A 26,033-nucleotide genomic window follows, 5' to 3' on the forward strand; every position below is an offset into this window, starting at 1 on the left:
ACTTTTTTGGGATAACCGTCTTACTATTAGGAAACCACCAACAACAAGCCCATAACGGCAATCACTGATCCACCGATGCGAGTCATTAATGGTGTCGCCAGCAGACCTAAACCCAGCCCCATCAAATGCAACACGACAGTCGATGATACAAAGCCAAGCGTATATTGCAGGCCATCGGCATTGATCGGCATTTCGATCCCATGGGCCGCCCCGTGAAATAACGCAAAACCCGCTGCAATTACCGCACACGCCATCACAGGCAAACGCTTCGCCCCTAGCAGCAAGGCGCCCAATACAATCACAGACAGCAAAATGCCTTGTTCGATAAACGGAATTTGCATACCTGCCACGGCTAACCCGCCACCCGCGAACATGGTGATAACAAACGCCGCAGGCACCGCCCACAAGGCACGGCCACCCAAACTGGCCGCCCAAAGGCCCACTGCGACCATTGCCAAAAGGTGATCAAAACCGCCCATGGGGTGAGAAAAACCCGCCATAAAGCTAGATGTATGTTCATGGCTTGGGTGCGCAAGCGCCACGCCAGAAGCCAATAACAGCGCCGTACTAGACACCCATTTTACGATAGATAAACCCATAGTCTTCTCCTACTGTTTTGATTAAACCACCGCTTTCGCTGCGGGTAATGTTTTGGCTTCTAACATGCCTTCCGAGACAATAAATTGAATAATGTCGTCTAAGCCCTGCGCTTGTTTCAAGTTAGAGAATACAAAGGGGCGTGCACCGCGCATCATTTTCGCATCACGGTCCATTACCTCTAAAGAGGCACCAACCAAGGGGGCTAAATCGGTTTTATTAATGATCAACAAATCGGACTTGGTAATACCCGGTCCGCCTTTACGAGGAATTTTATCCCCCGCCGAGACATCGATCACATAGATGGTCAGATCCGACAATTCAGGGCTAAACGTGGCGCTCAGGTTATCGCCGCCGCTTTCCACAAACACCACATCCAACTCCCCATGACGTTCTAATAACTGGTCAATCGCCGCCAAGTTCATTGACGCGTCTTCACGAATCGCCGTATGGGGGCAACCGCCTGTTTCCACGCCCAAAATACGATCCGCGTCTAAGGCTTCATGCTCGGTCAAAAACTTCGCGTCTTCTTGGGTGTAAATGTCATTCGTAACCACCGCAATGTTGTAATGGTCGCGCATGGCTGAACATAAAGAACGCAACAGTGCCGTTTTACCCGACCCAACAGGGCCACCCACACCGATGCGTAGGGTTTGCTTTGGTTTACTCATAATCTGTTCCTCTTAACATGTTGACCATCTCGTTTAAGAACGAAACAATCGTGAATATTGTGTTTCATGCATGGCGCTGGCAATGGCAATAGTGGGTAACCCTGCGCCAATGCGGTCTTCTTCAATGGTCATGGATAAGGCGATGGCTTGGTTTATGTCGCCCTGTAGTTCGCCGAGCAGTTCCTGTGCTTGGGTTTGCCCCAGCGGCACCAGTTTGGTCGCGGCGGCAATTTGGTTTTCTAGCCAAGACCAAGTAAAACCTAGCGCGGCTAGGCCAAAGTCCATCTTCCAATGGTTGGCCGCTATCGCAAATAGGGTCACAAAGCTGATGTCTTGCAAGCGCTCGAAAGGGGTTTCTATGGCTAAGCTGCCCATCAAACGGGCTAATGCTTCGCCCATGGCGGTATCGTTTAAGCGCAGTTCTTTGGTTTCCCGACAGGCTAATGCCAGATCATTCAGTTCCAATAGGCGCACCGTATCCTGTTGGCTGGCAGCGGCTATGCACAAGCGCAACACGGGCAAGTCTACCCGCGCTACCGACTGCTGAATCTGCAACCCGATCCAGTTCGACACATCGGCTTTGTTTTTCACCCAGCCTTGATCAATGGCGTATTCCATGCCTTGGGAAAAGGCATAACCGCCCACCGGTAAGCTCACGCTGCTTAGCTGCAACAGGCGTAATAGGCTTGCCTCAGTGGTGACTATGGCCATGACTGTAAGCTCCAGATTCTGGGATAAACACCGCTTCTTCGTGGCTGATAATCAAGCCCAACATGTGCAACATGTCTTCCAACACATGGTCAGGTTTGATGCGTAACCAGCGTTCGCCCACTTGAATCTTGGTATGGCGGTTTCCTAGGTGGTAACAGGCTTTAGAAAAGGCTTCCCAATCGTCACAACTGGCGTGGGCCACGTCTTCCACCGCGCCAACCACTTGGACGATTTTGCCGCATTCGGCTTTTAGATATTCCCCAACCAACAGGGGTTTACCGCGCTCAAGGAACACCCGCACCTCTTCCTTATTGTCCCCCACCAGTTTTAGGCGACCACGGTCACGTTGTTCGTGAGTTAAGGTCACTGTGGTGTACACAAGGTCGTGGCAATGGGTGCCTAATCGTTCATAAATATCGAGCATCTGCTGTTCCTAAAATAATGTGTAGAGTTGCGCGAGGGGCAGTTTCTCCGCAGGCTCACAGGTTAATAGCTCGCCATCGGCGCGGACTTCATAGGTTTGTGGATCAACGCTAATGTTTGGCAGCCAATCGTTATGCACCATGTCGAGCTTGGAAATGTTGCGGGTGTTTCTACAGGCTACCAAGGTACGATCCAGTCCCAGTTTTTCCTTCAAGCCATTGTTCAGCGCTGCGCTGGAAACAAAGGTGATCGAGGTCGCGGCGGATGCTTTGCCGAAGGAACCAAACATAGGACGATAATGCACGGGTTGCGGTGTGGGAATAGAGGCATTCGGGTCGCCCATTGGCGCGCTGGCGATCATGCCGCCCTTGATGATCATCGAGGGTTTCACGCCAAAAAACGCTGGCTTCCACAAGACTAGATCGGCCATTTTACCCGGTTCAATCGAGCCGACTTCGTGGCTAATGCCGTGGGCGATGGCGGGGTTAATGGTGTATTTGGCGATGTAACGACGGGCGCGAAAGTTGTCGGCACCGAGTTCTTTGTCTTCCGCCAACAGGCCGAATTGCTGCTTCATTTTGTGAGCGGTTTGCCATGTGCGAGTGACGACTTCCCCCACTCGACCCATGGCTTGGGAATCCGACGAAATCATACTAAAGGCACCACGGTCATGCAGAATGTCTTCCGCGGCGATGGTTTCTTTGCGAATTCGGGAATCGGCAAAAGCCACGTCTTCAGGAATGTTGCTGTCCAAGTGATGACATACCATCAACATGTCCAAATGCTCATCCACCGTGTTGCGGGTATAAGGTCGCGTCGGGTTGGTAGACGAAGGTAAAACGTTCGGGTTCGAACAGGCTTGGATGATGTCTGGTGCATGGCCGCCACCTGCGCCTTCTGTGTGATAAGTGTGAATTACACGGTCTTTAAACGCGCCAATGGTGCTGTCCACAAAGCCGGATTCGTTCAAGGTGTCAGTATGGATCGCCACCTGTACATCGTACTTTTCCGCCACGCTCAAACAACAATCAATGGAGGCCGGTGTGGTGCCCCAATCTTCGTGCAGTTTTAAACCACAAGCACCGGCTTCGAGCTGTTCTTCCAGTGCGTCCGGCAGGCTGGCATTGCCCTTGCCAAGAAAACCTAAATTCATTGGCATGCTGTCAGTAGCTTGCAACATTTTGCCTAGATACCAAGGCCCCGGTGTACAGGTCGTCGCATTGGTACCGGTAGCTGGGCCCGTGCCGCCGCCAATCATGGTGGTCACGCCAGAAGTGAGCGCTTCTTCAATTTGTTGTGGGCAAATAAAATGAATGTGCGCGTCTATACCACCAGCGGTCAGGATGGAGCCTTCCCCCGCGATCACTTCGGTACCCGGCCCGATAATAATGTCCACATTGTCTTGCACGTCTGGATTGCCGGCTTTACCGACTTTAAAAATACGGCCTTCCTTGATGCCCACATCGCCTTTGACAATGCCCCAATGGTCGAGAACCAATGCATTGGTGATCACCAAATCCACGGCGGTGTCATTGGTCACTTGGCTTTGTCCCATGCCGTCACGGATGACTTTGCCGCCACCAAATTTTACTTCGTCGCCGTAGGTGGTGAAGTCTTTTTCCACCTGTATCCAAATGTCCGTATCGCCCAAACGCACACGGTCACCCGTGGTTGGACCGAACATTTGCGCGTAGCTTTGTCTGTCTATTTTTGCTGTTTTTGGCTGGCTCATGATGCGGCCTCCGAATCGTTAGAAAGAGACCCCATCACCTCGCCACGAAAACCGTAAATGGTTTTGCTGCCAGCGTATTCCACCAAATCTACTTCGCGGCCTTGGCCGGGTTCAAAACGCACCGCGGTGCCAGAGGCAATGTTCAAACGAAACCCTTTGGTGGCTTCGCGATCAAAAGACAGGGCGGGGTTCACTTCGTAAAAATGGTAATGGGAGCCAATTTGCACTGGGCGGTCACCCGTATTTTCGACCCTAAGGGTCATGGTATTACGGCCCACATTGAGTTCGATGTCGCCTTCGGCAACCTGTATCTCACCTGGAGTCATGATGCTTTCCTTTTAACAAAATATTGACGAGCACAGTCGTCATTAATTTATAGGATTATGGACAGTGACCAACTTAGTACCATCAGGAAACGTCGCTTCCACCTGCACTTCATGGATCAGCTCAATCACGCCGTCCATCACTTGATCCGCGCTTAATAGGGTTTTGCCGTAGGCCATCAGTTCGGCCACGGTTTTACCGTCCCGCGCACCTTCGATGATTTCCATGGTGATGTAGGCCATCGACTCTGGGTAGTTGAGTTTTAGACCGCGATTCAAACGACGCTCGGCCAGTAGGGCTGCGGTAAAAACCAGAAGCTTGTCTTTTTCTCTTGGTAGCAATTCCATCAGTAATGCCTCTTTCTGTTGCCATATATCGAACCAAAACGGAGCGACCGCACTTTTTTAGGTCGACCAGATTCTGGGTTCCTTGCTCTCTTTTCCTAGCAATGCCGGCCGAATATCTTGCCAACATTGAATAAACAGTTGTTTCACTTGTTCCGAATCATCATGAATACTGCGAACCATAATGTATTCGCCCACCAGACTCACGCCACTTAATGACCCATGTTGGGTACAGTATTGGCGCAGTCTATCCATTAGCTCATCATGATTGGTGTTTAAATCAAATGGCCCAGCAATCATTAAGCCATTGATTGGTTGGCCATCTAGCCCGGCCTTAGACGAAAAAACCGCTCGGCTTTGGCTGTCTATCACCAAGCGTTCTCGGACTTTTAGACGACCATGTTGACGAATCTGAAAACCTTGTTCTGCATGACCTTCGCCGAAGCCTTGCTGGTTGGCAGGCAAACCAAAACAGGTGATTTCCCAGCCGATGAATTTGGCGTTTTCCGCAAGATCAATGCAGTTTTCAAGGCGAGTATGGGCATTCGGATAGAGAATGGTTTCCTGTGGTAACCATTCCATCAGGCTGTTTGCAGCAACATTTAATTGAACAATTTGATGCTGGAGGCTTTTGTCTTCCCTCGCGCGATAAACGCGACCCGCACCGGGCGTGGTGATCAAAACGTGAGTGTTTTCAGCCAGATTGGCAGTAATGGTTAATCTATCGCCAGACACCAAACCACCCGGAGGATGCAATAAGTACACATGCGCCGTGTCTTTGCCTTCCGGATAAAAGGGCTTTTGCACATACAAAGGCCCTTGGTGATCGCAGGTTTTGAGCACGGTACCGCGCGCGGTTTTACTAAAGCCCAAGGTAAGAAACGCATGCCACTGGGACGTCGCCAGACTTGTTGTTGACGACACAGGCAGAGGCGTTTGCTGTTCGTTCCCCTTGTCTTCCAAAGTAAAGCCTGCCAAAGCAAGATTATGTGATGAGTTCATCAGTGTCCTATTTAGGCGTTTCATTGTTTTTATGCTGACTTAAATATGCAAGAACTACACCGCTAAATACTGCTTTATCAAGGTATCGTTTAGATTTTCCATTTTATCGGAGGCCACAACGCGGCCTTTTTCCATCAAACGAAACTCCTTACCAACCCGACGAGCAAAACCCAGTTTCTGCTCTACCAAGATCACAGTCAGCCCTTCTTCGGCATTAAGTTTAAGAATCACATCACCGATTTGTTTCACAATATTAGGCTGAATGCCTTCATTCGGCTCGTCCAGAATCAATACCTTTGGCTCTAATACCAAGGCACGACCAATGGCAAGTTGCTGTTGCTGACCGCCCGATAGATCCCCACCACGTCGATGCAACATGTCTTTTAGCACGGGAAACAGCTCAAAGATTTTCTCTGGGATTTCCTTCGGGCTGTCGGTGGTACGTTTGCTGCGAACAGGCAAACCAATGCGCAGGTTCTCTTCCACTGTGAGCATGGGGAAAATATCACGCCCTTGGGGCACATAACCTATGCCAGAGTAAGCGCGCTTTTCAGCGCTTTGCTTATTCAGCACTTCGCCTTCCATGGTGATCTCACCACTTTTGATGGGTAACAAGCCCATGATGGTTTTTAATAAGGTGGTTTTACCCACGCCATTACGCCCCATGATGCAGGTGATGGAACCGGGTACTATGTCTAAATCCAGTCCCCAAAGAATTTGCGTGCCGCCGTAAAGTTGATCGACTTTGTTAATAGAAATCATGCCCTTTCCCCCTTACCTTGTTCTGCGCCTTTTTCACCTACGGCCTCTTCTCCAAGGTACACTTCAATCACATCTTTGTTGCTTTGAATTTGATCCATGGTGCCTTCCGCCAACACAGAGCCCTGATGCAAAACGGTCACGGTACGGGCAATGCTGCGCACAAATTCCATATCGTGCTCCACTACGATCACGGTGCGTTCACCCGCAAGGGAGGTGAGCAACTCTGCGGTGCGTTCGGTTTCTTGAGCGGTCATGCCAGCCACAGGTTCATCTATTAACAGTAGTCTTGGGTCAGCCGCCAATAACATGCCGATTTCCAACCATTGCTTTTGGCCGTGGGATAAAGCCCCAGCCAGCATAAATCTGTGCTCTGCCAAGCCGATGGTTTTTAACACCTCATCGATGCGATCTATCTGGGTAGGCGTTAAGCGAGAGAACAAGGTTGGCAACACACGCTTGTCGGTTTTAAGCGAAAGCTCCAAGTTGTCGAACACGGTTTGCTCTTCAAATACCGTCGGTTTCTGGAATTTACGACCTATGCCAAGCTGGGCAATTTCTGCTTCGTCTTTGTTAAGCAAATTATGGTTTTGCCCAAAATAGACGGTGCCGGAATCGCATTGGGTTTTTCCGGTAATCACGTCCATCAAGGTGGTTTTACCCGCCCCATTGGCACCGATTAAACAACGCAATTCACCGTCATTGATGTACAGATTCAAATTGTTCAGGGCTTTAAAACCGTCAAAGCTGAGGTTTAAATCTTCCACATAGAGAATCATTTGATTGTCTACATTGACCCGACTTTGAGCTGGCGCAAGAAATGGCCACACCTGATCACGACGAAATAATTCACGGGTATTGTCTAAGGCACTCATACTTGGGACTCCTTAGCATTCGTTGGACGATACTTGGCTTTTAACTGGCCATACACCCCCATTAAGCCTTTTGGTAAATACAGGGTAACCAAGACGAACATGGCACCCAAAGCAAACAACCAAGCATCTGGCATGATCGCGGTAAAACGGGTTTTTGCGTAGTTCACCAAGAGCGCGCCTATCACCGCACCAATCAAGGTGCCACGACCACCGACGGCCACCCAGATCACCATTTCGATGGAGTTAACAGGCGAAAATTCTCCCGGGTTGATGATGCCAACTTGTGGCACATATAAAGCCCCGGCAATACCTGCGATGACGGCGGAATAGACAAACAACCAAACCTTATAACGGTCGGTGCGATAGCCAATAAAGCGCGAGCGAGATTCCGCATCACGGATGGTTAATACCACTTTGCCAAAGCGCGAAGAAAGAATGCGCTGGCTGATGACAAATATCACTGATAATAACAGTGCGGTAATGATAAATAAGCTGATGCGGGTGCTATCAGATTGCAAACTAAAGCCGAGAATTTCTTTAAAGTCCGTTAAGCCATTATTGCCACCAAAGCCCATTTCGTTGCGGAAAAACGCCAACAATAAAGCGTAGGTTAAGGCCTGCGTCATGATGGACAAGTACACCCCCGTCACCCGGGAACGAAACGCTAACCAACCAAACACAAAGGCCAATAAACCGGGCACGGCAACAGCCATTAGCATGGCGAACCAGAACTGATCCATGCCGAGCCAGAACCAAGGCAATTCTTTCCAATCTAAGAAGACCATGAAGTCTGGCAAAAGCGGATCGCCATACACACCACGGTCACCTATTTGACGCATTAAATACATACCCATGGCATAACCGCCCAAGGCAAAAAATGCTCCGTGACCTAGGCTCAAAATACCGCAATACCCCCAGATGATGTCCACCGCCAGCGCCAACATGGCATAGCACAGGTATTTACCTAACAAGGTAATGGTGTAAGTGCTGACGTACAAAGCGGAATCCGCAGGTAAAAACAAATTCGCCGCCGAGGCCAATAGGGTCACACCCAATAAAATCACCACAAAAGGCAGGGTATGTTTACCGGACGAACGCCCTTCTGAAAACCAAGCTGTAAGACGACTCATTCTGCTGCCCTCCCTTTTTGTGGAAAGAGTCCTTTAGGACGTTTTTGAATAAAGAGAATAATAAACACCAATACCAGAATGGCCGCGAGTACCGCGCCCGTGGTCGGTTCAAGAAACTTGGTGGCAATACCTAAAGTAAAGGCCGCCACTAACGTACCCAATAAGTTACCCACACCACCAAACACCACCACCATGAAGGAGTCGATAATGTACGCCTGACCCAAGTTAGGACCGACGTTAGTGAGCTGGCTTAACGCCACACCAGCAATGCCTGCGATACCAGAGCCCAAACCAAAGGTCATGGCGTCGACCCAATTGGTTTTCACCCCCATGGCTTTCGCCATGTTGCGGTTTTGTGAGACAGCGCGAACATTTAGCCCTAGAGAAGTTTTCTTCAAAATAATCACCAATGCGATAAACACCAGCAATGCAAAAGCAAGAATGTACAAACGGTTTAACGTTAGAGATAAAACCGGGTTAATTTCCCAAGAGCCACTCATCCAGCTCGGTGTCGATACTTGGCGGTTAAGCGGTGAAAAGATGGTGCGTACCAGCTGTTGCAAGATCAAACTGATCCCGAAGGTGGCTAATAAGGTTTCCAATGGACGACCGTGCAAATGGCGAATCACTAAACGTTCGATTAATACGCCCATTAAACCCGACACCAAAAAGGCCGCGGGAATCGCCACCCAGATGGAATAGTCTATGTAGTTCGGCATGATCAACTGCACCACATAGGTGGTGTAAGCGCCGAGCATGATCATCTCGCCATGGGCCATGTTGATCACCCCCATCACGCCAAAGGTAATCGCCAAACCAATGGAAGCGAGCAAGAGTACAGATCCTAGACTCAAGCCAAAGAAAAGCTGATCAACAAAGGCAAAGCGTTTGGCACGTTGGGCGATCTGTTCTAATGCGCCTTGTGCGGCTTTGATAATGGCTGGATTGTCGTCTTGAGTCAGCTTGGTTAAGGCGTTTCGTACATCGTTTTCTAAGCTGGTGGACAGTGTTTCGATAGCCACCAGTCGGTTAGACACTGCCAATTCCGTTTGCGATGCCGTATGCATCGCCAAGGCCAATCCCATTGCCTCTTTGACTTTCTTGTTTGGCTCGTTGGGGTAAAGGTCTTCTAAAATCACCACGGTACTTGCGTCTAATTTGGACAGTAATTCTCGTACGGCACTTTCACGCACGCTTGGGGATTTTGCGGTGAGTTGAATTCGCGCAATGGCATTGCGTAAGTAACCACGTAACTTATTGTTTACTCTTATTTTTTTAACATCTCGTTTGGCCAAATTTGGCACTAGAGTGTCGTTAAACACCTGTTTATAAAGGGTCTTGCCTTGATCATCGAATTTGCCCACAAGGTTTTTGTTGGCCTTGATGTAATACAGGTCGCCACCGAGCAATACACGAAACAGCGGTAATATGGCTTCGCCCTTGGCTTCTTCGAGCTGCTCTAAAATCAACTCCATGTGTTTCAGCTTTGCGCCTGCGAGCTCAGTGAACAAGGCATCAACACGGCTTGTCTCGGCGGCCTGTATTGGAAAAGATAAGAGTCCAAAAAGACAGCAGCAAAGTGCAATTAATTGTCTCAAAGTGATACTCCATTTTGGGGGTGGTTACGGTTACGAATGGGCTCTTTCAGCGTGTATTCTTATAAAAAGCTTTATAAAAACGGTCTCGTAAAGGAATAAAGCAAGGATCAAAAAAGGCTCTCTGCCTAGTTGATGCAGAGAGCCAGCTTTTAACCCTGGGAGCGAGTCAAAACACCTTGCTTAGTAGTTCTGGCCTGAACAGGCTTTGGTTTTCGTATTGTAGTTACCGCACTTGATCGGTGCTGTCCAATCTGAAATCAGGTCTTTAGAACCCGGTAGAAAGTCAGACCAGGCATCGCCGGCAACCACACCGTCCGTTTCCCAAACCACTTCAAATTGACCGTCGTCTTGGATTTCGCCAATCAGCACAGGCTTGCTCAAGTGATGGTTCTTGTTCATCACCGCAACACCACCGGTTAGGTTCGGTGTTTCTTGACCAATCATGGCCTGTTCAACCGCGTCTACGTCCGTTGTGCCCGCTTGTTTCACCGCGTTCGCCCACATTTTGAAACCGATGTAAGTCGCTTCCATTGGGTCGTTTGTGACGCGCTTAGGATTCTTGGTATAAGCTTTCCACGCTTTAATGAAGGCTTCATTCTCATCTGTTTCAACACTTTGGAAATAGTTCCAAGCCGCTAGATGACCAACAAGGGGTTTCGTGTCTAGACCAGATAATTCTTCTTCACCCACCGAGAAGGCAACCACTGGGATGTCTTCTGCTGAAATACCTTGGTTACCCAATTCTTTGTAGAAAGGAATGTTGGCGTCACCATTGATGGTAGAAACCACGGCGGTTTTCTTACCTGCGCTACCGAATTTTTTAATGTCAGATACAATCGACTGCCAATCAGAATGACCGAATGGCGTGTAGTTGATCATGATATCTTGTGCCGCAACGCCTTTGGCTTTCAAATAGGCTTCAAGAATTTTGTTGGTGGTACGTGGATAAACATAATCCGTACCCGCTAGCACAAAACGCTCTACGTCTAGATCGTTCATCAAATAATCTACCGCTGGGATCGCTTGCTGGTTTGGCGCAGCGCCAGTGTAAAATACGTTTTTAGACGACTCTTCGCCTTCGTATTGCACTGGGTAGAACATCAAACCGTTCAACTCTTCTAGAACAGGCAGAACAGATTTACGAGAAACCGATGTCCAGCTACCAAAGATCACGTCAACTTTGTCTTTCGTCAAAAGCTCACGACCTTTTTCGGCAAACAAAGGCCAGTTAGAGGCGGGGTCAACCACAACGGCTTCTAGCTTTTTACCAAGCAAACCGCCTTTTTTGTTTTGATCGTCTACCATCATCAAAACCGTGTCTTTCAATGTGGTTTCAGAAATCGCCATCGTGCCAGACAAAGAATGCAGTACACCCACCTTAATGGTATCGGCTGCAATAGAAGGCAGTGCGATTAACGTCGCACCGGATAAAGCAATTGCGGAAACTAACGTCTTGATCTTCATGGTCCAGTCTTCCTCTTGTGATTTACAGTATTGTTTAATTTGAATAAGAGATATGAGACATCCCTGAAACCTCATGTCGGTAGACCCAGTATTCAAAATTCACCAGTAGAAAGGTATGCGCGAAATGACTTAGGGGGATACGTCATTTGACGTATAAGGCGGTTTTTCGCTCTGCTAGGCAGGACCTTAGCTCCCTCCCCTTATGCCTTCGAAAGGGAGGGGTTATGGTTTTATCTGCTTCCGTTCAAATGCTTTGAGCTGCGAGTTTTATTCCGCCCTGCTGGGCGGGTAACTTTTTTCAATCGATAAAAAAGTAACCAAAAAATCTTTTGTCGGACTTTCAGCCCAAAACGTGTCATTGCCTTGGTTTTGCATCAGGTTTAGCAAGACGCTTGATGGCGTAAGGCATAAATTATTTTTGCTGTCGTGAGGAAGATTGTTTTTAACGGACTCGAAAACTACTCATGGTCGCACAATCAGGATTGTGTCGAACTTAGTTTGTCTGGGTCGAGAGTCACCAAGACCTTGTTGTACAGTGGATGCTGTGCATGTGCATTCCGGCCGCACTTTGAAGTCTGGAGAAGTTGTCAAACAGGTACGGCTTCAATAATACTCAGCGGGCATTTGCTGGGAATTACCCGGTTGATTTTAAAGCCCGCCTTGGCGAGTAGGTCTTCAAACTCTTGTGCTGAGCGTTCCTTTGCGCCGAGTAAAAGTAGCATCACAATATCCAGAGATTTCTCGAATACTTGCGGCTCATCTTCTTTAATCAGCATATCCATAATGAGCAATCGGCCATTATCCTTGATGACATTTCGGCAATTCTCAAGAATCTTTATACAGGCATCGTCATTCCAGTTGTGAAGAACATACTTAATGGTATAACAATCAGCAATAGGCTCTATTTTTTGGAAAAAGTCTCCCCCTGCCAGATTAAATTCCACAGGTGTATCTGTCCCTTGCTTTTGAAGAATAACTTCAGGCAAATCGAAAAGTGTAGTTTTTACCTTAGGATATTCCGACTTAATAGCGTTAAGTAAACACCCTTCTGCACCGCCTAAGTCAACAACATGGCTCATAGAGCTAAAGTCGTAGGCATCCACGAGTGGCTTATCAAAACTGTATGAGAAATCCGACATGGCATGGTTAAAAATCCTGCCATCTTGAGGGCTGTCATGCTTGAAATACTCGAAGGGATTATCACTGTCGGGAAAAGCTATAGAAAAAGCAGGTTTTCCCGTTTCGATTGAGTACTCTAAACTGTTGAATGCTTTCCACATCCACGAGCCGCCCATCATTCTGGCAAAATTTCTTTGCGATCCGGTAACATCGCTTTTTAGATAGTCTGAAATCTCCGTGTTTGAAATGATCTGATGTTCGTCGATTGAAAATATCCCTTGGGTAGACAGCACACGGATCAGTCTGAATAAGGCATTCTCATCAACACCTAGTTTTTCACTTAATAGATTGATGGGGTAAGGTGTATCGCCAATGGTGTCGGCAATCCCCATATTGGCTGCAATACTTAGGCATCTTGATGACACCATCTGTATCATGATTTGCTTCATATTTGCAGGTGGTGCTTTAGCCATCTCTTTATTCATACTGCTAACTCCCAATCCATCGCTGTAAAAATACAAGCAATAAAACAATAATAATTTGTTATCGGCAGAACAAGAGATTTTTCATTTTCAGGCTTGGATAATAAAAAAGAGTACATTAAAGTGGATGTTCACGTTATATGTTAAGGTTCTCAAACATTTAAACAGGCCACCCACCTCTCAAAGTCTGTCATATCAAACGATAGGCTTTTAAATGGAAAATAGGAAAATGTTTTAGTATCAAGGCATAAGGATTCTCAGCTAAAAAATAACGTGCTGTGGATAAATGAAATAACGCGCATGCTCGTTTTCCCAGTTTTTGTTTATAAGGCTATAAAAGTGAATTAAATAAATTACTTAGGTAGTTTTTGATAGGCTTTCAAAAAAGTGTAAATGAGCATGCGCACTATTAAAATGTTATGTGTAGGTATATATGGACCGAATTTATCACCCAATAGTAGAGTCGCCACACTTATATGATATTGATTGTTTCTCATACAAATTTGTAGAGAAAGATAACTCAAAATCCTATATAGATCTGCACCTAAAGAAAGACAGTGAGGTTGTTTGTCTCAGATTTTGGGGGCCTCAAGACTTGGAGATAGAAAAAGGATTTCCTTGGGCGACGGGTGGAATGTTCATTGAAGATATTAAGTCGCATGGACTTGAATCACTGGGTATTTATGTCGGAGATTTTGAAGCATCTAATGGCTCAATTACATTTTGGGCAAAAAGCGTTGAGCGCCTCAGCTAAATACATAACAATCAGCTCAAACCGACCTCCACTGCGTTGCTCGTTTTGTGCTTTTTCGCTACGCTCGCACAAAACAATCAACTTCGTTCCGGCGGCTTAGCTGGGCGTTAGCAATATTCAAGAGTCTGTATGCAAATTAATTTTAAAGAAGCTAAATTAGAGGATTCAGAAACCATAGGTTCTTTGGTTGTTGATCTTACAAATGAAATATGTGAATTAACCAAAGCACAGCATTTTGATATTAACCTCAATAGTACAATTGAGCGTTGTCGTGAACTAATTCGTGACGGTCATTACGCTGCGATTATCGGTGAATATCAAAATAAGTCTATTGCCGTTGTTACTTTTACTGAAACATATGCTTTATACGCTGGTGGCAAAATTGGTGTAATTCAAGAGTTTTATGTTTCACCTGAACTTAGAGCTTCAGGTGTTGGTTCTACGTTAATCGAACAAGTTAAAAAATACGGGAAGCTACATGATTGGTCATGCATTGAATTATGCACTCCACCTTTACCCGAATTTGAAAGGACATTAAATTTTTATCAAAAAAATGGTTTAACTCCTGTTGGTGGTCGTAAAATGAGACAGGCATTGTAATAAAATATTACTAACAAGGTGTTCAAACGGACAAAAACAGTTGGCTGTTTCACTCCGTCCAGCATCTTAGCCAACAATTTTTTGTCGCTTAACGCAGTGTTAAACGCCAGAGATAGCAAAGTCTACTGCGTTTATTATTTGATCTCGAAAGTGTACTAAGGTACCGACAGGTTCTTTCAATAGATTGGATGGCATAGAAGACATTTGTGGCGTCAGTAACAATAAGCCTTCTTCTTCAAAAGTAATTTCAGGGGTTAAAATATCCATCGATTCATTTTTAAAAAATGATACAAGCCCAAGTGGAATCACAATTCTAGTTGCCAGGTCAGAAATGTAGGGGCTTTGAATATCTAGAAGATAAGGGTAAAACTTCCGGGTCGTTTTACTTGGGTTGCGATACACATCAAACTGAGCCATTAAAAGTTCCTGAATTCATCGCCAAAGCCCCCGTTTTGTTCCACGAATTCGTTATAAGCTTTAATCGCTGGTTTATTATTTTCTGCCCATTTGGTAGCTTCCACCTGAGCAAGTTGGTTTTTAAGCGCCAGCTCAAGAGTGGCTGAGAGGTTGATGTTTAGCGCTCTGGACTTTGCTAGTAAGTCACTGTTTATACTAAGGTTTGTTGATTTTTTGGGGGCACTGTCATCGTATAAGGTATGCATTGTCGAGCTCCTGCACTATGCGCATATCAGTGCGCATAATACATCATTTAACAAAGCTGTAAAACGGACACCGCTTACAGCAGCGTTACATATATTAATAACTATGACGAATATTTATCTCAGGGACTTGAGGATTATCGCTAAGGAAGCTGTTTTTGACTTAGTCCAGGACGCAATGTTATGAAGTTCCTAGGCCCAAGAAGAGCACTTAACGACAGCGAAGCTAAAAAATGGTTTGAATCAGAGCTTGAATCACCTTCACGTTTCGTTGTGGCAGAATCTGGATCTGATGAACTTATCGGTTTTTGTGGTGTTAAATCAGAAAAAGGAATCTTTGATTTTGGCTACTTCTTGCGAGAGAAGTTTTGGGGAAGAAGAATCGCAACCGAATCTTGCAAGCTCGTACTTCAAACGATTGCTAGTGAATTTGATTTAAGTAAGTTAAAAATCTTCATTGCTAATGAGAATACCGCCAGTCAACAAGTAGCAGAAAAGTTGAGTTGGCAACGCACGGTGAATTTCACAAAAGATGGAGAAGAAGGGCATCTATACTCCACCATGTAACAAGGCCCTGCAACACTAGGCCATTAGCTGCCTCTCCGCTTTACTGACGTGCGGGCCTTCGACTCGGTTGCGAGCTGCGTTATATGCATGTTAGAGATAGTGCCAGAGGTCAAAAAATATGAAGTTTTCATTATTCAGTAAATCTGAATCCCAGAGCGTTATCGATCTTTTCAAAAGTGTATTCTCTGCATCAGAGGGCGAAGCAGAAGGGCAAGTGATTGCTGATTTTGTTTCAAATCTAATTACTACCACCAAACCACAAGATTTAATTGGTTGCATCGCAGAAGAAAATGAGGTTTTTGTTGGCTGTATATTCTTCAGCCGTTTTACTGTGCCTAGTGGCACAACAGCATTTATTTTGTCACCAGTGGCTGTTTCAACAAATGTTCAGGGTACAGGTATTGGCCAAAAGCTAATTCAATATGGTCTGGATTATCTTAGCTCGCAAAATGTCAATTTAGTTTTCACATATGGTAATCCAAGTTACTACTCAAAAACTGGCTTCGCGAAAATCAATGAAAATATTGTAAAAGCACCTTACCCTCTAAGCCAGCCAATTGGGTGGCTTGCGCAATCACTTGATGGTAAAAAAATCGAGGCTATCGCTGGCCCTACTCAATGTGTAGAGGCATTAAATAATCCTGACCTATGGTAGCAACACACATAATAAATACAGGCAAAATCGCACACTTCGCGTGCTGGGTTCACAACAAAGTTGCTCGCCGTTTATACCTGCGTCATGTGTAAATAGATAAGGATAAGGAAGAATTAATTTTAACAGGCCACCTCTCAAAACTCGTCATATCAAGTGTTTGGATTTTTAAAAAGCCTTTGAGGCTGCAAGTTTATTCTGTCTTTATGGACTGGTAACTTTTTTCAGAGCCACAAAGCTTTGGTCTAAAGGAAAGTAAAAAGGCCCTTATCGGACTTTCTTTTAAGCCATGATGCCATCGAAAGAATAGTAAAAGCGCGATGCCTTATATGCAAACTCAAGGGTAAAAGACCTTCTTCTACGCAACTATTATGATAATTTATCCATTCATTCAAATAACAAAATAGTATTTTCCATTTTAAGGGCACTTTTGATGATATTGATAAAGCTTCTTCTGTCCTCTATTACCCTACTCTTTTTTGTCGGTTGTGCAGCTAACCCTTCCAGTTCATTGAAAGCCATGGACAAAGACAAGTCAGATCACTACAAAGACGGTGTTTTTCATAATACGGCTGATTTGCCTTCTAAATCGGTGGGTGATGTTCTAAAAATATTAGGGCGGGCGGCAGTCGGGAAAGAGCCCAACACCCAGCCTAATATGGTGATTCCTGTGCAAGCGATTAGCCGAACCGATTTGGATAATCTGAGTGATGACACCTTGCACATTGCTAAGTTAGGACATTCCTCTATCTTGCTTAAGGTATACGGTGAGTATTGGTTGCTTGACCCTATGTTTTCTGAACGTGCTTCCCCTTTTCAGTTTTTAGGACCTAAGCGTTTCCACCAGCCCCCTATTTCCTTGGAAGACTTACCTCCTATCAGTAAGGTGCTGATCTCTCATAATCACTACGATCATTTAGACAAGGCCACGGTGCTGGCCTTGTCCAGTAAAACAGAGCAGTTTTTGGTGCCTATTGGTGTGGATGGTAATTTAACCTCTTGGGGCATCAGTGACGATAAAATAACAGCGTTCGACTGGTGGCAAGAACAACAAACCAGCAAAGGCTTGGTGGCTTTCACGCCGTCGCAGCATTTTTCGGGACGTAGCCTAAGTGATAGAGATGAAACCTTGTGGGGATCATGGGTCATTAAAACCCCCACATTTAGCCTGTATTTTAGCGGCGACTCAGGCTATTTCGCAGGCTTTAAAGACATTGGTAACAAGTACGGACCTTTTGACCTAACCATGGTAGAAACGGGGGCTTATGATAAAGCCTGGCCATACAAACATATGCGACCAGAACAAAGCGTTCAGGCTCATATAGACCTAAAAGGTAAGGTCATGATGCCGATCCACAACTGTACCTTTAATCTTGCTTTTCATCCATGGAACGACCCTTTAGACAGGGTTCTTGCTGAAGCGATAAAACGGGATGTTAACCTTAGTACACCAGAATTTGGTCAAATCCTTAGTATTAGCGACCCCACCAGTAAAAAACGCTGGTGGCAGAAGAAATATTGATAACTAAAAGCAGACTTCCCCTCTTCCCCTAGCTCACCATTCAAATGCCTTCCGGCACAAAAACTGTCGTCAATACATTATGCTCCGCACCATAACGGTACAAAAAACCATCAAAACAGTCACTCGCTTGCCCTAACACTAGCCAATTTTTCCAAGAATAGGGCCTTGCAGACCCTCGATCAAACTTGGTACAAAGCTTGCTAATCTTGTATACAATCTTGAAATCATTCTTTGAGGCTTTTATGGTAAAGGGTGTTGAACTGATTAATACAAGCAAAAGCTATGATGGAAAAATCGCTGTGGATGGCATCGATTTAAAAATAGCCTCTGGCAGCTACTGTTGTTTACTGGGCCCCAGTGGGTGCGGAAAGAGCACCACATTACGCATGATTGCAGGCCATGAGGAGGTAACCTCTGGCGATATAGTATTAAATTCTCGTAACGTGACGGATCTGGCCCCACGCAAACGCGGCACGGCAATGATGTTTCAGAATTACGCCCTATTCCCTCATTTAAGCTGTGTAGACAATGTGGCTTACGGCTTGAAGATCGCCGGTTTAAATAAAGCAGACCGAACCAAAGAAGCAATGGAGATGCTAGACCTTGTGAATATGGCGTCCTTTGCAGATAAGCGCCCTGATCAACTTTCTGGCGGTCAACAACAGCGAATCGCCTTAGCACGAGCATTAATATGCAAACCCGACGTGGTACTTTTAGACGAGCCACTTTCTGCACTTGACCCCTTTCTTCGTATACAAATGCGTAAAGAATTAAAACAGTTACAAAGCAAGCTCGGTTTAACCTTTATCCATGTTACTCATTCCCAAGAAGAGGCTTTTGCGTTAGCGGATTTAGCCGTGGTCATGGCCGATGGGGTTATCCAGCAACAAGGTCATCCAAAATCCATTTTTGAAAAACCCGCTTCTGCTTTTGTTGCCGACTTTATTGGCGGCCACAATGTTTTAAAAGCCAATACATTAAATGACCCATCTCCTCTTAATGGGGCCGAGTCGTTTTCTATCCGTTCCGACAAAATAAGCCTTGCCCCCTTGGATGCAAACACGGAAGAACATCATGTTTCTATCAAGGCTGAAATTCTTGATGTGGAGTTTCAGGCGCAATTTTACTTTGTTGAAACACGGTTGGCAGATGGTCAAAAGGTGATGTGCTATATCCCTGAAGACCAACTCCCACAAGACCTTGCAATACCTGCTTTACACGTCCAGTTGAGCTGGGCACTCGATAACATAAACCCCTTCCACCCTAACTAAAAGCTTAAAAGGAAACCACGATGACAGACTCAAAAATCACGCCTGAAACGCAAGTAGCTCTCGACACGGACGTTCCAAAAGAAAGCAGTACCAAAGAGACAGGCGTTTTATCACGTCGAACTCTATTAAAAGGGGCCGTAGGCGCTACCGCCATTTCTGGGTTCCCTATGATTTGGGCACAGAATATTAAGGATGTGACCTTGCGACAATTTGGTACGGGTGTATCAAATCTCAATGCTATCGCCGATAAATGTAAAGAAGATCTCGGTTTTAATTTGCAGCTGACTTCTCTGGATTCCGACAGCGTGACACAGCGGGCCATTACTCAGCCAAAATCTTACGATATTGCCGACATTGAATATTGGATTTGTAAGAAGGTGTTTCCGTCTGGAAACATGCAACCTTTGGATGTCCGTAAACTGAAAAACTTCGACAAAATTTCGCCTCTTTTCATTAACGGTAAATTAACCAAAGACTCTACCATTGCACAGGGTACCGCACCTCATACGGTCGGTTTCGTAGAAAGTAAAGATTCAACCTCTTTTGCCAAAGCGCCTACGGATTGGATGACTCTGGTTCCCACTATTTATAACGCCGATACCTTAGGTATACGCCCAGATTTAGTGGGTCGTGATATTACCTCATGGGCCGACATTATGGACCCTGCGTTTAAAGGCAAAGCGTCTATTCTGAATATTCCTGCCATTGGCATTATGGATGCCGCGATGATCTGTGAAGCCATGGGCGAAATCACCTATGGCGATAAAGGCAACATGACGAAAGACGAAATCAATAAAACCATGGCGATTTTAACAGACGCTAAAAAAGCCGGGCAATTCCGCGCTTTTTGGAAGTCTTTTGATGAGTCGGTTAACTTGATGGCGTCTGGTGAAGTGGTCATTCAAAGTATGTGGTCTCCTGCCGTGGCCGCCGTTCGTAGCCGAGGTATTGCCTGTAAATACCAACCATTAAAAGAAGGTTATCGTGCTTGGGGTGGTGGTCTTGGGTTGGCAGGCCACTTGTCTGGTTTAGAACTTGAAGCCGCTTATGAATATATCGATTGGTATTTGTCTGGTTGGGTCGGTGCCTATCTGAACCGTCAGGGGTATTACAGTGCGGCACCTTCGACTTCGAAAGCCTTTATGACAGACGACGAATGGGGCTATTGGATCGAGGGTAAACCTGCTCAAGGGGCGATCTTAAGCCCAACAGGCGATCTGATGGAAAAAGCTGGCGCGGTTCGTGATGGTGGATCTTACTGGGATCGAATGGGGGCCGTTGCCTGTTGGAACTCTGTAATGGATGAAAACCGTCACATGATTCGTAAGTGGAACGAATTTATCGTCTCTTAATAAGCGACGATGACTCAGTTCTCAGTCAGTACAACTATCTGGCTGAGAACTTCCACCCACCAATAAGAGTAGAGTTTATACATGCTTATTAATACAAAAAATGTCAGTAGTTATTGGCAGTCATTGCCGCTCACTTTGGTTCTGATGACATTTTTGGTGTTTCCTCTGTTTGTTATCACCGTGGTCAGTTTTTGGGATTATAACGAGTATTCCATTATTCCTGACTTTATCTTCGACAATTATGAGTACCTTTTGACCTCTAAAGTCACTTGGCTGGCCTATGTAAATACCTTTAAATACGCCTTTCTTGCTTGGCTACTCACCTTGCTCATAGGCTTTACTGTCGCCTATTTTTTAGCTTTTCATATCAAAACAAACGGCATGCAAACCCTGTTGTTTTTGATTTGTACTATCCCGTTTTTAACCTCTAATATCATTCGCATGATTTCATGGATTCCATTATTAGGCCGTAACGGTTTGATCAATTCAGGATTACAGTCTGCGGGGCTTACCGATGCTCCCTTGGAGTTTTTGCTCTACAGCGATTTCGCCATTGTGTTGGCTTATGTTCACCTTTATACCTTATTCATGGTGGTGCCGATTTTTAACAGTATGATGCGTATTGATAAAAGCTTAATAGAGGCGGCTATTGATGCTGGTGCCAAGCCTTATCATATCCTTCGGGATGTGGTCATTCCGCTTTCTAAATCCGGCATTATTATTGGCAGCATTTTTGTTTTCACCCTCGTCATGGGGGATTTTGTGACGGTGAAAATTATGGGCGGTGGTATTCGGGCCAATATCGCGACGCTCATTTATAACGAAATATCTTTGCTGCAATATCCGGCGGCCGCCGCTGGGGCGGTTGTTTTGCTGTTTACCGTTATCTTAATTTTGGTCATTCTGTTCCGTTTGGTTGATATTCGTAAGGAGCTTTAATATGAAAAAACGCTCTACTGGCTTTTATCTTCTGAGCCTTTTCTTTGCTGTCTTTGTGCTGTTTTTATACGGCCCTACGCTCACGATTGCTTTGCTGTCTTTTCAGGGACCGGGGGGCGGTTTAACCTTCCCCATGCAAGGCGTCTCGTTATATTGGTTTGAACAGCTGTTTCAAAAACAGGCGGTGGGGAATTTTGGCGATGCCATTGTGCGCTCTTTCACCCTAGGCTTAAGCGTGATGGTAACCACGGTGGTGGTGTCTTTCTTGGCGGGTTTGGCGTTTCGTAAGCGTTTTGCTGGCAGTTCGTTTTTATTCTATCTCACATTAACCAGTTTAATTATTCCTTCTATCTTAGTGAGTTTGGGGATTGGTTTGATGTTTGACCGTATGGATTGGGAGTCTAATTGGTATTCTTCTGGCTTTGGTGCGCATCTGACGTGGACGCTACCTTTTGGCTTGCTGATTATGTTTGCGGTTTTCAATCGCTTTAACCCTAGCTACGAAACCGCTTCTGCTGACCTTGGCGCTTCCCATTGGCAAACCTTTAAATACGTTTTGTTGCCTTTATTGGCGCCTAGCCTTATTGGTGTTGGACTGTTTGGTTTTACCTTAAGTTGGGATGAATTCGCCCGTACGCTGATGACATCTGGCAGTTTTAATACCCTGCCCCTTGAGCTGTTTGCCATGACGACCAACGTGACGACGCCCGTGCTTTATGCTTTGGGCACTCTGACTACTGTGACTTCTTTTTCCTTGATTATCATTACCTTATGTATTTTACGCTGGACACGACGTTCCTATTCTAACAAGGCATAACATGACGATATTTGTAATTAACCCTAACGCTTCATCCAGTATGACGACCATATTAGAACAAGAGGCCGCGGGGTTATTAGGTGTTCATCACGCTTTGCGGTTTGTTACATCCGAGCAAGGTCCGGCCAGTATTGAGGGCCACAGTGATGGCGCATTAGCGGCTTTTCATCTGACTCAAATGGTTCGTGATATCGAAAGTTCCGCTTCATCAGAGAAGGCCAGCGCTTATGTTATCGCTTGTTTTGACGATACGGGGTTAGATGCGGTACGCGAGCTGACAACAGCGCCCGTTATCGGGATTGGTGAAGCCGCCATGCACGCGGCCAGTTTTATTAGCCAAAGGTTTTGCATCATGACCACCTTGCAGCGCTCCGTTCCCATATTGGAAAGAAACCTTAGCCAATATGGTCTAGCCTCTCGTTGTGCGGGTGTATTTGCCTCCGGTATTCCGGTACTGCAGTTAGAAGCCGATCCAAACAGTTACCAGCGACTCCTACAAGCTTCTCATGATGCTCTGGAACAACATCATGGGGAAGCCTTGATACTCGGCTGCGCGGGAATGAGCCACTGGGTAACTCGTTTAGAAACGGATTTAGGTGTCCCTGTGGTGGATGGGGTACGCAGCGCCATTAAATTTGCAGAAGCCTTAATCGATTTAAACCTCAACACCAGTAAAAAACTAAGCTACCAGTTTCCTGAGAAGAAACCTCACACCTAGCTTTGGCGCGAACATAATAGGCGGCTGCGGCGGTATAAAACCCAGTCATATTAAGGCACTCGCAGAATGGAAAAATAGTTTGAAAAAGAGGTCGCTTAAAAGCTCTATTAGTCAATTGAGGGGATGAACTTTTCTTTTTCTAACACTTTAATAAGACTTCGCATTAAAAAGTTGTTCATAAAGCTCACATAGTAGGTTCTACCGTTTTCTTTTAAAGGCTTTATAAAACCCGATTCTTTCATTTTCGAAATCAAATGTGTTTTTTGCCTACTGGTTAACCCATCAAATGCTTCATCAAGTTCACTCGCGGTGAAGCTTTGTTTAGAAATTCCGAGGTTTAAAACCTTTGCCTCTTCTTTGTTGATATAGCCTCTATCAACACCAAGCTTTATCGTTGGAACTAAAATGTTTTTGTAGAGAAAATCAAAATCCAAGAGCTTGTTTACCTTGGTTACTTCTTCCAAAATCCCCGACAATACGTAGTCGCACCAGCTTAATAAACCATCATCTGAACCTGAATCCGCTTCTGCCAAGTATGCATAATACTTGTCTCTATCGTTACAAAAAACAGCCGTTGGATTTATTATTTTTCCATCTTTTACGTTAAAACCATACTTAATCATTAAAGCGTAAGTAAGTAGCCTAACCACGCGTCCATTCCCATTTCCAAATGGGTGTATCCATGTAAAGCGATGATGAGCAACGGCTGTTTTCAATAAATCATATTTATCTGCAGCCGCCTCATTTATAAAGCTGAGAAGTTCATCCATGTAAGATTGAACTTGAATATGATCCGGCGGAGTATGTAAAGACTGAGATATCTCTACATTCCAAGCTCTATATGCGCCTGGAGTTCTATCTCCTTCATCCGTTAACTCACCGACAACAAGTTGATGCAACTGTTTAATAAAGTAATGAGTGAACTCCGTGCCCTCACTGATACTCTTCTCTATAAAGTCCATCGCAGCTTCTACGTTTGCGATTTCAGAGAACCTTTCGTTTGATCTTTCTTCTTGCTGAATTTTTCTTTCAATATATTCTGAAATTGTCGTTCTGTTGCCTTCAATTCTCGCTGAACCAACACTCTCTAAAATATGAAAAATATCTTTGAGTTGAAAAAATATCCATGGCTTGGTCGTCCCCTGTAACTTCAACCTCCTCAAATGATTTAACTCAATCAAGGAATCAGTCAGATCGGAATCAAAACTAGGGCTAACCAATCTTAATTTAACCCCCTCATTAAAAAACATATAACTACACCATAATATAACAACACATTGTTTTAACTAATTTTTATTAAAAATAAAAACACAAGGAACTACAAAAAAATAAAAACACAACTACATACTATCTAATCCATCAACTACATACAAAGGGTTTTGTTAGCATTAGATTTTTAGGTTTAGTGATAACGAAGCCTCTCTTCCCCAAAACAAAAAATGCCGTTAAGACTTTCATCTTAACGGCATTTTACATTCGCTTTATGAACCGACTAATTTAGTCTTGGTTGATAAAGTAGTTAATCACATACGCTGGTAAGTCCGCTGCGTTCACTACGATCTGTTCCATTGTGTCGCGGTCACGAACGGTAACTGGTGCGCCTTCTTTTTCGATAGAATCAAAATCAACCGTTACACAGATTGGTGTACCGACTTCGTCATGACGACGGTAGCCTTTACCTACGTTACCTGTGTTTTCATAAAGAATACGACCAAGGCCCAGTTTTTGAAGCTTGTTTTTAAGCTCTTTCGCTAAGGCAACGATCTCAGGTTTGTTCTTTTTAAGTGGCATGATGGCGACTTTGATTGGCGCTAGGTGTGGCTTGAATTTAAGCACCGTACGAGTCGTACCATTTTCCAGTTCTTCTTCTGTGTAGGCTTCTGTCATAACCGCTAATAAACCACGATCAAGGCCGGCAGAAGGTTCGATACAGAAAGGTACTTCCCATTTGTTTGCTTCAAGATCACGAATCGCTAACTTGGCAGTAGAGTGTTCGTTCTTTTTCACTTTCGCAGAAAGGCCGAATTCTTCTTGTGCTTTGGTATGTGAACCTAGGTCGTAGTCGGTACGGTTTGCGACACCTTCTAGTTCTTCAAGACCGTGTGGAAATTTGTACAAGATATCCACTGTGGATTTTGAGTAATGGGCAAGGTCGTCGCCTGTTACGTATTCAAATTCGATGTTTTCTTCTGTTAAGCCTTGGTCCAACCACCACTGTTTGCGTGTATTAACCCAGAAGTCATGCCATTTTTCATCTTCACCTGGTTTACAGAAGAATTCCAATTCCATTTGTTCAAATTCACGAACACGGAAGATAAAGTTACGTGGGGTAATTTCGTTACGGAAGGATTTACCAATTTGTGCGATACCAAAAGGCAAAGTACGGGAGGTAGAGTCCACGACGTTTTTGAAGTTAGTGAAAATGCCTTGTGCGGTTTCTGGACGAAGGTAGGTATATGATTCTTCGTCTACCATTGGGCCAACGTTGGTTTTGAACATTAAGTTGAAATCACGAGGCTCTGTGACGTTTGTGGAACCACAGTTGTCACAGACTTTAATGTCTTTCATGTGGTCGGCACGTAGACGAGACTTACAGTCGTGACAATCGACCATTGGGTCTGTGAAGGTGTCTTCATGGCCTGAGTATTTGTAAACGTGTTTGTTTTGAACGATGGCAGCATCTAGGCCTTCTACATCGTCACGCTCGTATACCATCGAACGCCACCAAGCCGCTTTTAGGTTGTTTTTTAATTCAATACCTAACGGACCATAATCGTAAGCACCTTGCATACCACCGTAGATTTCACTGCCTTGGAAAATAAATCCGCGACGTTTACAAAGGGAGACGAGTTCATCCATTGTTTTAGCTGGCATTTCTAAACAACCTTAAGCAATATTTCGTTAATGAGAGCATGAGGAATCATGCTTTACTAATGACTGATAACCTCCCA

At 45.2% G+C, this 26,033-nt stretch carries 29 protein-coding genes; 11 read left to right on the forward strand and 18 right to left on the reverse strand.

Annotated features, from left to right (window positions below):
• Positions 1 to 26: 26 nt before the first annotated feature.
• The 14 genes from I8J31_RS05845 to I8J31_RS05910 all read right to left on the reverse strand — a co-directional run bounded on the left by I8J31_RS05845 (position 27) and on the right by I8J31_RS05910 (position 13,234).
• Positions 27 to 599 (reverse strand): HupE/UreJ family protein, encoded by a 573-nt coding sequence (locus I8J31_RS05845; RefSeq protein WP_199467336.1) that lies wholly within the window; start codon positions 597 to 599, stop codon positions 27 to 29.
• Positions 600 to 620: 21 nt separating this feature from the next.
• On the reverse strand, positions 621 to 1,268 hold the full coding sequence (ureG, locus tag I8J31_RS05850) for an urease accessory protein UreG (RefSeq protein ID WP_199467337.1): 648 nt from the start codon (positions 1,266 to 1,268) through the stop codon (positions 621 to 623).
• Positions 1,269 to 1,301: 33 nt separating this feature from the next.
• Positions 1,302 to 1,979, reverse strand: coding sequence for an urease accessory protein UreF (locus I8J31_RS05855; RefSeq protein ID WP_199467338.1), 678 nt, complete (start codon positions 1,977 to 1,979; stop codon positions 1,302 to 1,304).
• A complete protein-coding gene (locus I8J31_RS05860) occupies positions 1,960 to 2,403 on the reverse strand; it encodes an urease accessory protein UreE (protein WP_199467339.1) in 444 nt (147 codons plus the stop codon). The genes I8J31_RS05855 and I8J31_RS05860 overlap by 20 nt, the downstream gene beginning before the upstream one ends.
• 9 nt (positions 2,404 to 2,412) lie before the next feature.
• Complete coding sequence (gene ureC / locus I8J31_RS05865; protein WP_199467340.1) at positions 2,413 to 4,134, reverse strand: urease subunit alpha; 1,722 nt, start codon at positions 4,132 to 4,134, stop codon at positions 2,413 to 2,415.
• A complete protein-coding gene (locus I8J31_RS05870; RefSeq protein ID WP_199467341.1) occupies positions 4,131 to 4,460 on the reverse strand; it encodes an urease subunit beta in 330 nt (109 codons plus the stop codon). Before I8J31_RS05870 ends, ureC begins: the two co-directional genes overlap by 4 nt.
• A gap of 42 nt (positions 4,461 to 4,502) precedes the next feature.
• Positions 4,503 to 4,805 (reverse strand): urease subunit gamma, encoded by a 303-nt coding sequence (locus tag I8J31_RS05875; protein WP_199467342.1) that lies wholly within the window; start codon positions 4,803 to 4,805, stop codon positions 4,503 to 4,505.
• Positions 4,806 to 4,862: 57 nt separating this feature from the next.
• The gene (locus tag I8J31_RS05880; RefSeq protein ID WP_199467343.1) at positions 4,863 to 5,804 is read right to left on the reverse strand and encodes an urease accessory protein UreD; all 942 of its coding nucleotides are present in this window, start codon (positions 5,802 to 5,804) and stop codon (positions 4,863 to 4,865) included.
• A gap of 54 nt (positions 5,805 to 5,858) precedes the next feature.
• Positions 5,859 to 6,566, reverse strand: coding sequence for an urea ABC transporter ATP-binding subunit UrtE (urtE, locus tag I8J31_RS05885; protein ID WP_199467344.1), 708 nt, complete (start codon positions 6,564 to 6,566; stop codon positions 5,859 to 5,861).
• Positions 6,563 to 7,438 (reverse strand): urea ABC transporter ATP-binding protein UrtD, encoded by an 876-nt coding sequence (gene urtD / locus I8J31_RS05890; RefSeq protein WP_199467345.1) that lies wholly within the window; start codon positions 7,436 to 7,438, stop codon positions 6,563 to 6,565. The genes urtE and urtD overlap by 4 nt, the downstream gene beginning before the upstream one ends.
• The gene (urtC, locus tag I8J31_RS05895) at positions 7,435 to 8,568 is read right to left on the reverse strand and encodes an urea ABC transporter permease subunit UrtC (protein WP_199467346.1); all 1,134 of its coding nucleotides are present in this window, start codon (positions 8,566 to 8,568) and stop codon (positions 7,435 to 7,437) included. Before urtC ends, urtD begins: the two co-directional genes overlap by 4 nt.
• The gene (gene urtB, locus I8J31_RS05900) at positions 8,565 to 10,166 is read right to left on the reverse strand and encodes an urea ABC transporter permease subunit UrtB (RefSeq protein ID WP_199467347.1); all 1,602 of its coding nucleotides are present in this window, start codon (positions 10,164 to 10,166) and stop codon (positions 8,565 to 8,567) included. Before urtB ends, urtC begins: the two co-directional genes overlap by 4 nt.
• 180 nt (positions 10,167 to 10,346) lie before the next feature.
• Positions 10,347 to 11,630, reverse strand: a complete 1,284-nt coding sequence (gene urtA / locus I8J31_RS05905) for an urea ABC transporter substrate-binding protein (protein ID WP_199467348.1) — start codon at positions 11,628 to 11,630, stop codon at positions 10,347 to 10,349.
• A 587-nt stretch (positions 11,631 to 12,217) separates the two neighbouring features.
• Positions 12,218 to 13,234, reverse strand: coding sequence for a methyltransferase (locus I8J31_RS05910; RefSeq protein ID WP_199467349.1), 1,017 nt, complete (start codon positions 13,232 to 13,234; stop codon positions 12,218 to 12,220).
• 592 nt (positions 13,235 to 13,826) lie between these two features.
• Between I8J31_RS05910 and I8J31_RS20840 the strand changes: the two genes are divergently transcribed.
• On the forward strand, positions 13,827 to 13,985 hold the full coding sequence (locus I8J31_RS20840; RefSeq protein ID WP_233402606.1) for a hypothetical protein: 159 nt from the start codon (positions 13,827 to 13,829) through the stop codon (positions 13,983 to 13,985).
• A gap of 129 nt (positions 13,986 to 14,114) precedes the next feature.
• On the forward strand, positions 14,115 to 14,585 hold the full coding sequence (locus I8J31_RS05920; RefSeq protein ID WP_199467351.1) for a GNAT family N-acetyltransferase: 471 nt from the start codon (positions 14,115 to 14,117) through the stop codon (positions 14,583 to 14,585).
• A gap of 99 nt (positions 14,586 to 14,684) precedes the next feature.
• On the opposite strand, the gene I8J31_RS05925 is transcribed toward I8J31_RS05920, so the two are convergent.
• Together I8J31_RS05925 and I8J31_RS05930 are read right to left on the reverse strand one after the other, a co-directional pair.
• Positions 14,685 to 15,002: a CcdB family protein gene (locus tag I8J31_RS05925; RefSeq protein WP_199467352.1), complete on the reverse strand. Its 318-nt coding sequence runs from the start codon at positions 15,000 to 15,002 to the stop codon at positions 14,685 to 14,687.
• The gene (locus I8J31_RS05930; protein ID WP_199467353.1) at positions 15,002 to 15,247 is read right to left on the reverse strand and encodes a type II toxin-antitoxin system CcdA family antitoxin; all 246 of its coding nucleotides are present in this window, start codon (positions 15,245 to 15,247) and stop codon (positions 15,002 to 15,004) included. The genes I8J31_RS05925 and I8J31_RS05930 overlap by 1 nt, the downstream gene beginning before the upstream one ends.
• Positions 15,248 to 15,427: 180 nt before the next feature.
• Here I8J31_RS05930 and I8J31_RS05935 point away from each other — a divergent pair, with 180 nt between their 5' ends.
• The 9 genes from I8J31_RS05935 to I8J31_RS05975 all read left to right on the forward strand — a co-directional run bounded on the left by I8J31_RS05935 (position 15,428) and on the right by I8J31_RS05975 (position 23,209).
• A complete protein-coding gene (locus I8J31_RS05935) occupies positions 15,428 to 15,811 on the forward strand; it encodes a GNAT family N-acetyltransferase (protein WP_199467354.1) in 384 nt (127 codons plus the stop codon).
• 118 nt (positions 15,812 to 15,929) lie between these two features.
• Complete coding sequence (locus tag I8J31_RS05940; protein WP_199467355.1) at positions 15,930 to 16,466, forward strand: GNAT family N-acetyltransferase; 537 nt, start codon at positions 15,930 to 15,932, stop codon at positions 16,464 to 16,466.
• Positions 16,467 to 16,896: 430 nt separating this feature from the next.
• Complete coding sequence (locus I8J31_RS05945; RefSeq protein WP_199467356.1) at positions 16,897 to 17,985, forward strand: MBL fold metallo-hydrolase; 1,089 nt, start codon at positions 16,897 to 16,899, stop codon at positions 17,983 to 17,985.
• A 242-nt stretch (positions 17,986 to 18,227) separates the two neighbouring features.
• Positions 18,228 to 19,256 (forward strand): ABC transporter ATP-binding protein, encoded by a 1,029-nt coding sequence (locus tag I8J31_RS05950; protein WP_199467357.1) that lies wholly within the window; start codon positions 18,228 to 18,230, stop codon positions 19,254 to 19,256.
• Between the two features lie 20 nt (positions 19,257 to 19,276).
• The gene (locus I8J31_RS05955) at positions 19,277 to 20,608 is read left to right on the forward strand and encodes an ABC transporter substrate-binding protein (RefSeq protein ID WP_199467358.1); all 1,332 of its coding nucleotides are present in this window, start codon (positions 19,277 to 19,279) and stop codon (positions 20,606 to 20,608) included.
• 81 nt (positions 20,609 to 20,689) lie between these two features.
• Complete coding sequence (locus I8J31_RS05960; RefSeq protein ID WP_199467359.1) at positions 20,690 to 21,547, forward strand: ABC transporter permease; 858 nt, start codon at positions 20,690 to 20,692, stop codon at positions 21,545 to 21,547.
• Between the two features lies 1 nt (position 21,548).
• On the forward strand, positions 21,549 to 22,364 hold the full coding sequence (locus I8J31_RS05965) for an ABC transporter permease (protein WP_199467360.1): 816 nt from the start codon (positions 21,549 to 21,551) through the stop codon (positions 22,362 to 22,364).
• Between the two features lies 1 nt (position 22,365).
• Complete coding sequence (locus I8J31_RS05970; protein ID WP_199467361.1) at positions 22,366 to 23,082, forward strand: aspartate/glutamate racemase family protein; 717 nt, start codon at positions 22,366 to 22,368, stop codon at positions 23,080 to 23,082.
• The gene (locus I8J31_RS05975) at positions 23,060 to 23,209 is read left to right on the forward strand and encodes a homocysteine S-methyltransferase family protein (protein WP_233402619.1); all 150 of its coding nucleotides are present in this window, start codon (positions 23,060 to 23,062) and stop codon (positions 23,207 to 23,209) included. The genes I8J31_RS05970 and I8J31_RS05975 overlap by 23 nt, the downstream gene beginning before the upstream one ends.
• On the opposite strand, the gene I8J31_RS05980 is transcribed toward I8J31_RS05975, so the two are convergent.
• The gene (locus I8J31_RS05980) at positions 23,190 to 24,332 is read right to left on the reverse strand and encodes a Fic family protein (RefSeq protein ID WP_199467362.1); all 1,143 of its coding nucleotides are present in this window, start codon (positions 24,330 to 24,332) and stop codon (positions 23,190 to 23,192) included. The two genes, I8J31_RS05975 and I8J31_RS05980, sit on opposite strands and share 20 nt — an antisense overlap.
• A gap of 247 nt (positions 24,333 to 24,579) precedes the next feature.
• Positions 24,580 to 25,956 (reverse strand): glycine--tRNA ligase, encoded by a 1,377-nt coding sequence (locus tag I8J31_RS05985; protein ID WP_199467363.1) that lies wholly within the window; start codon positions 25,954 to 25,956, stop codon positions 24,580 to 24,582.
• Positions 25,957 to 26,033 lie beyond the last annotated feature (77 nt).

It is taken from the genome of Marinomonas transparens (assembly GCF_016463975.1).
GTDB lineage: Bacteria > Pseudomonadota > Gammaproteobacteria > Pseudomonadales > Marinomonadaceae > Marinomonas > Marinomonas transparens.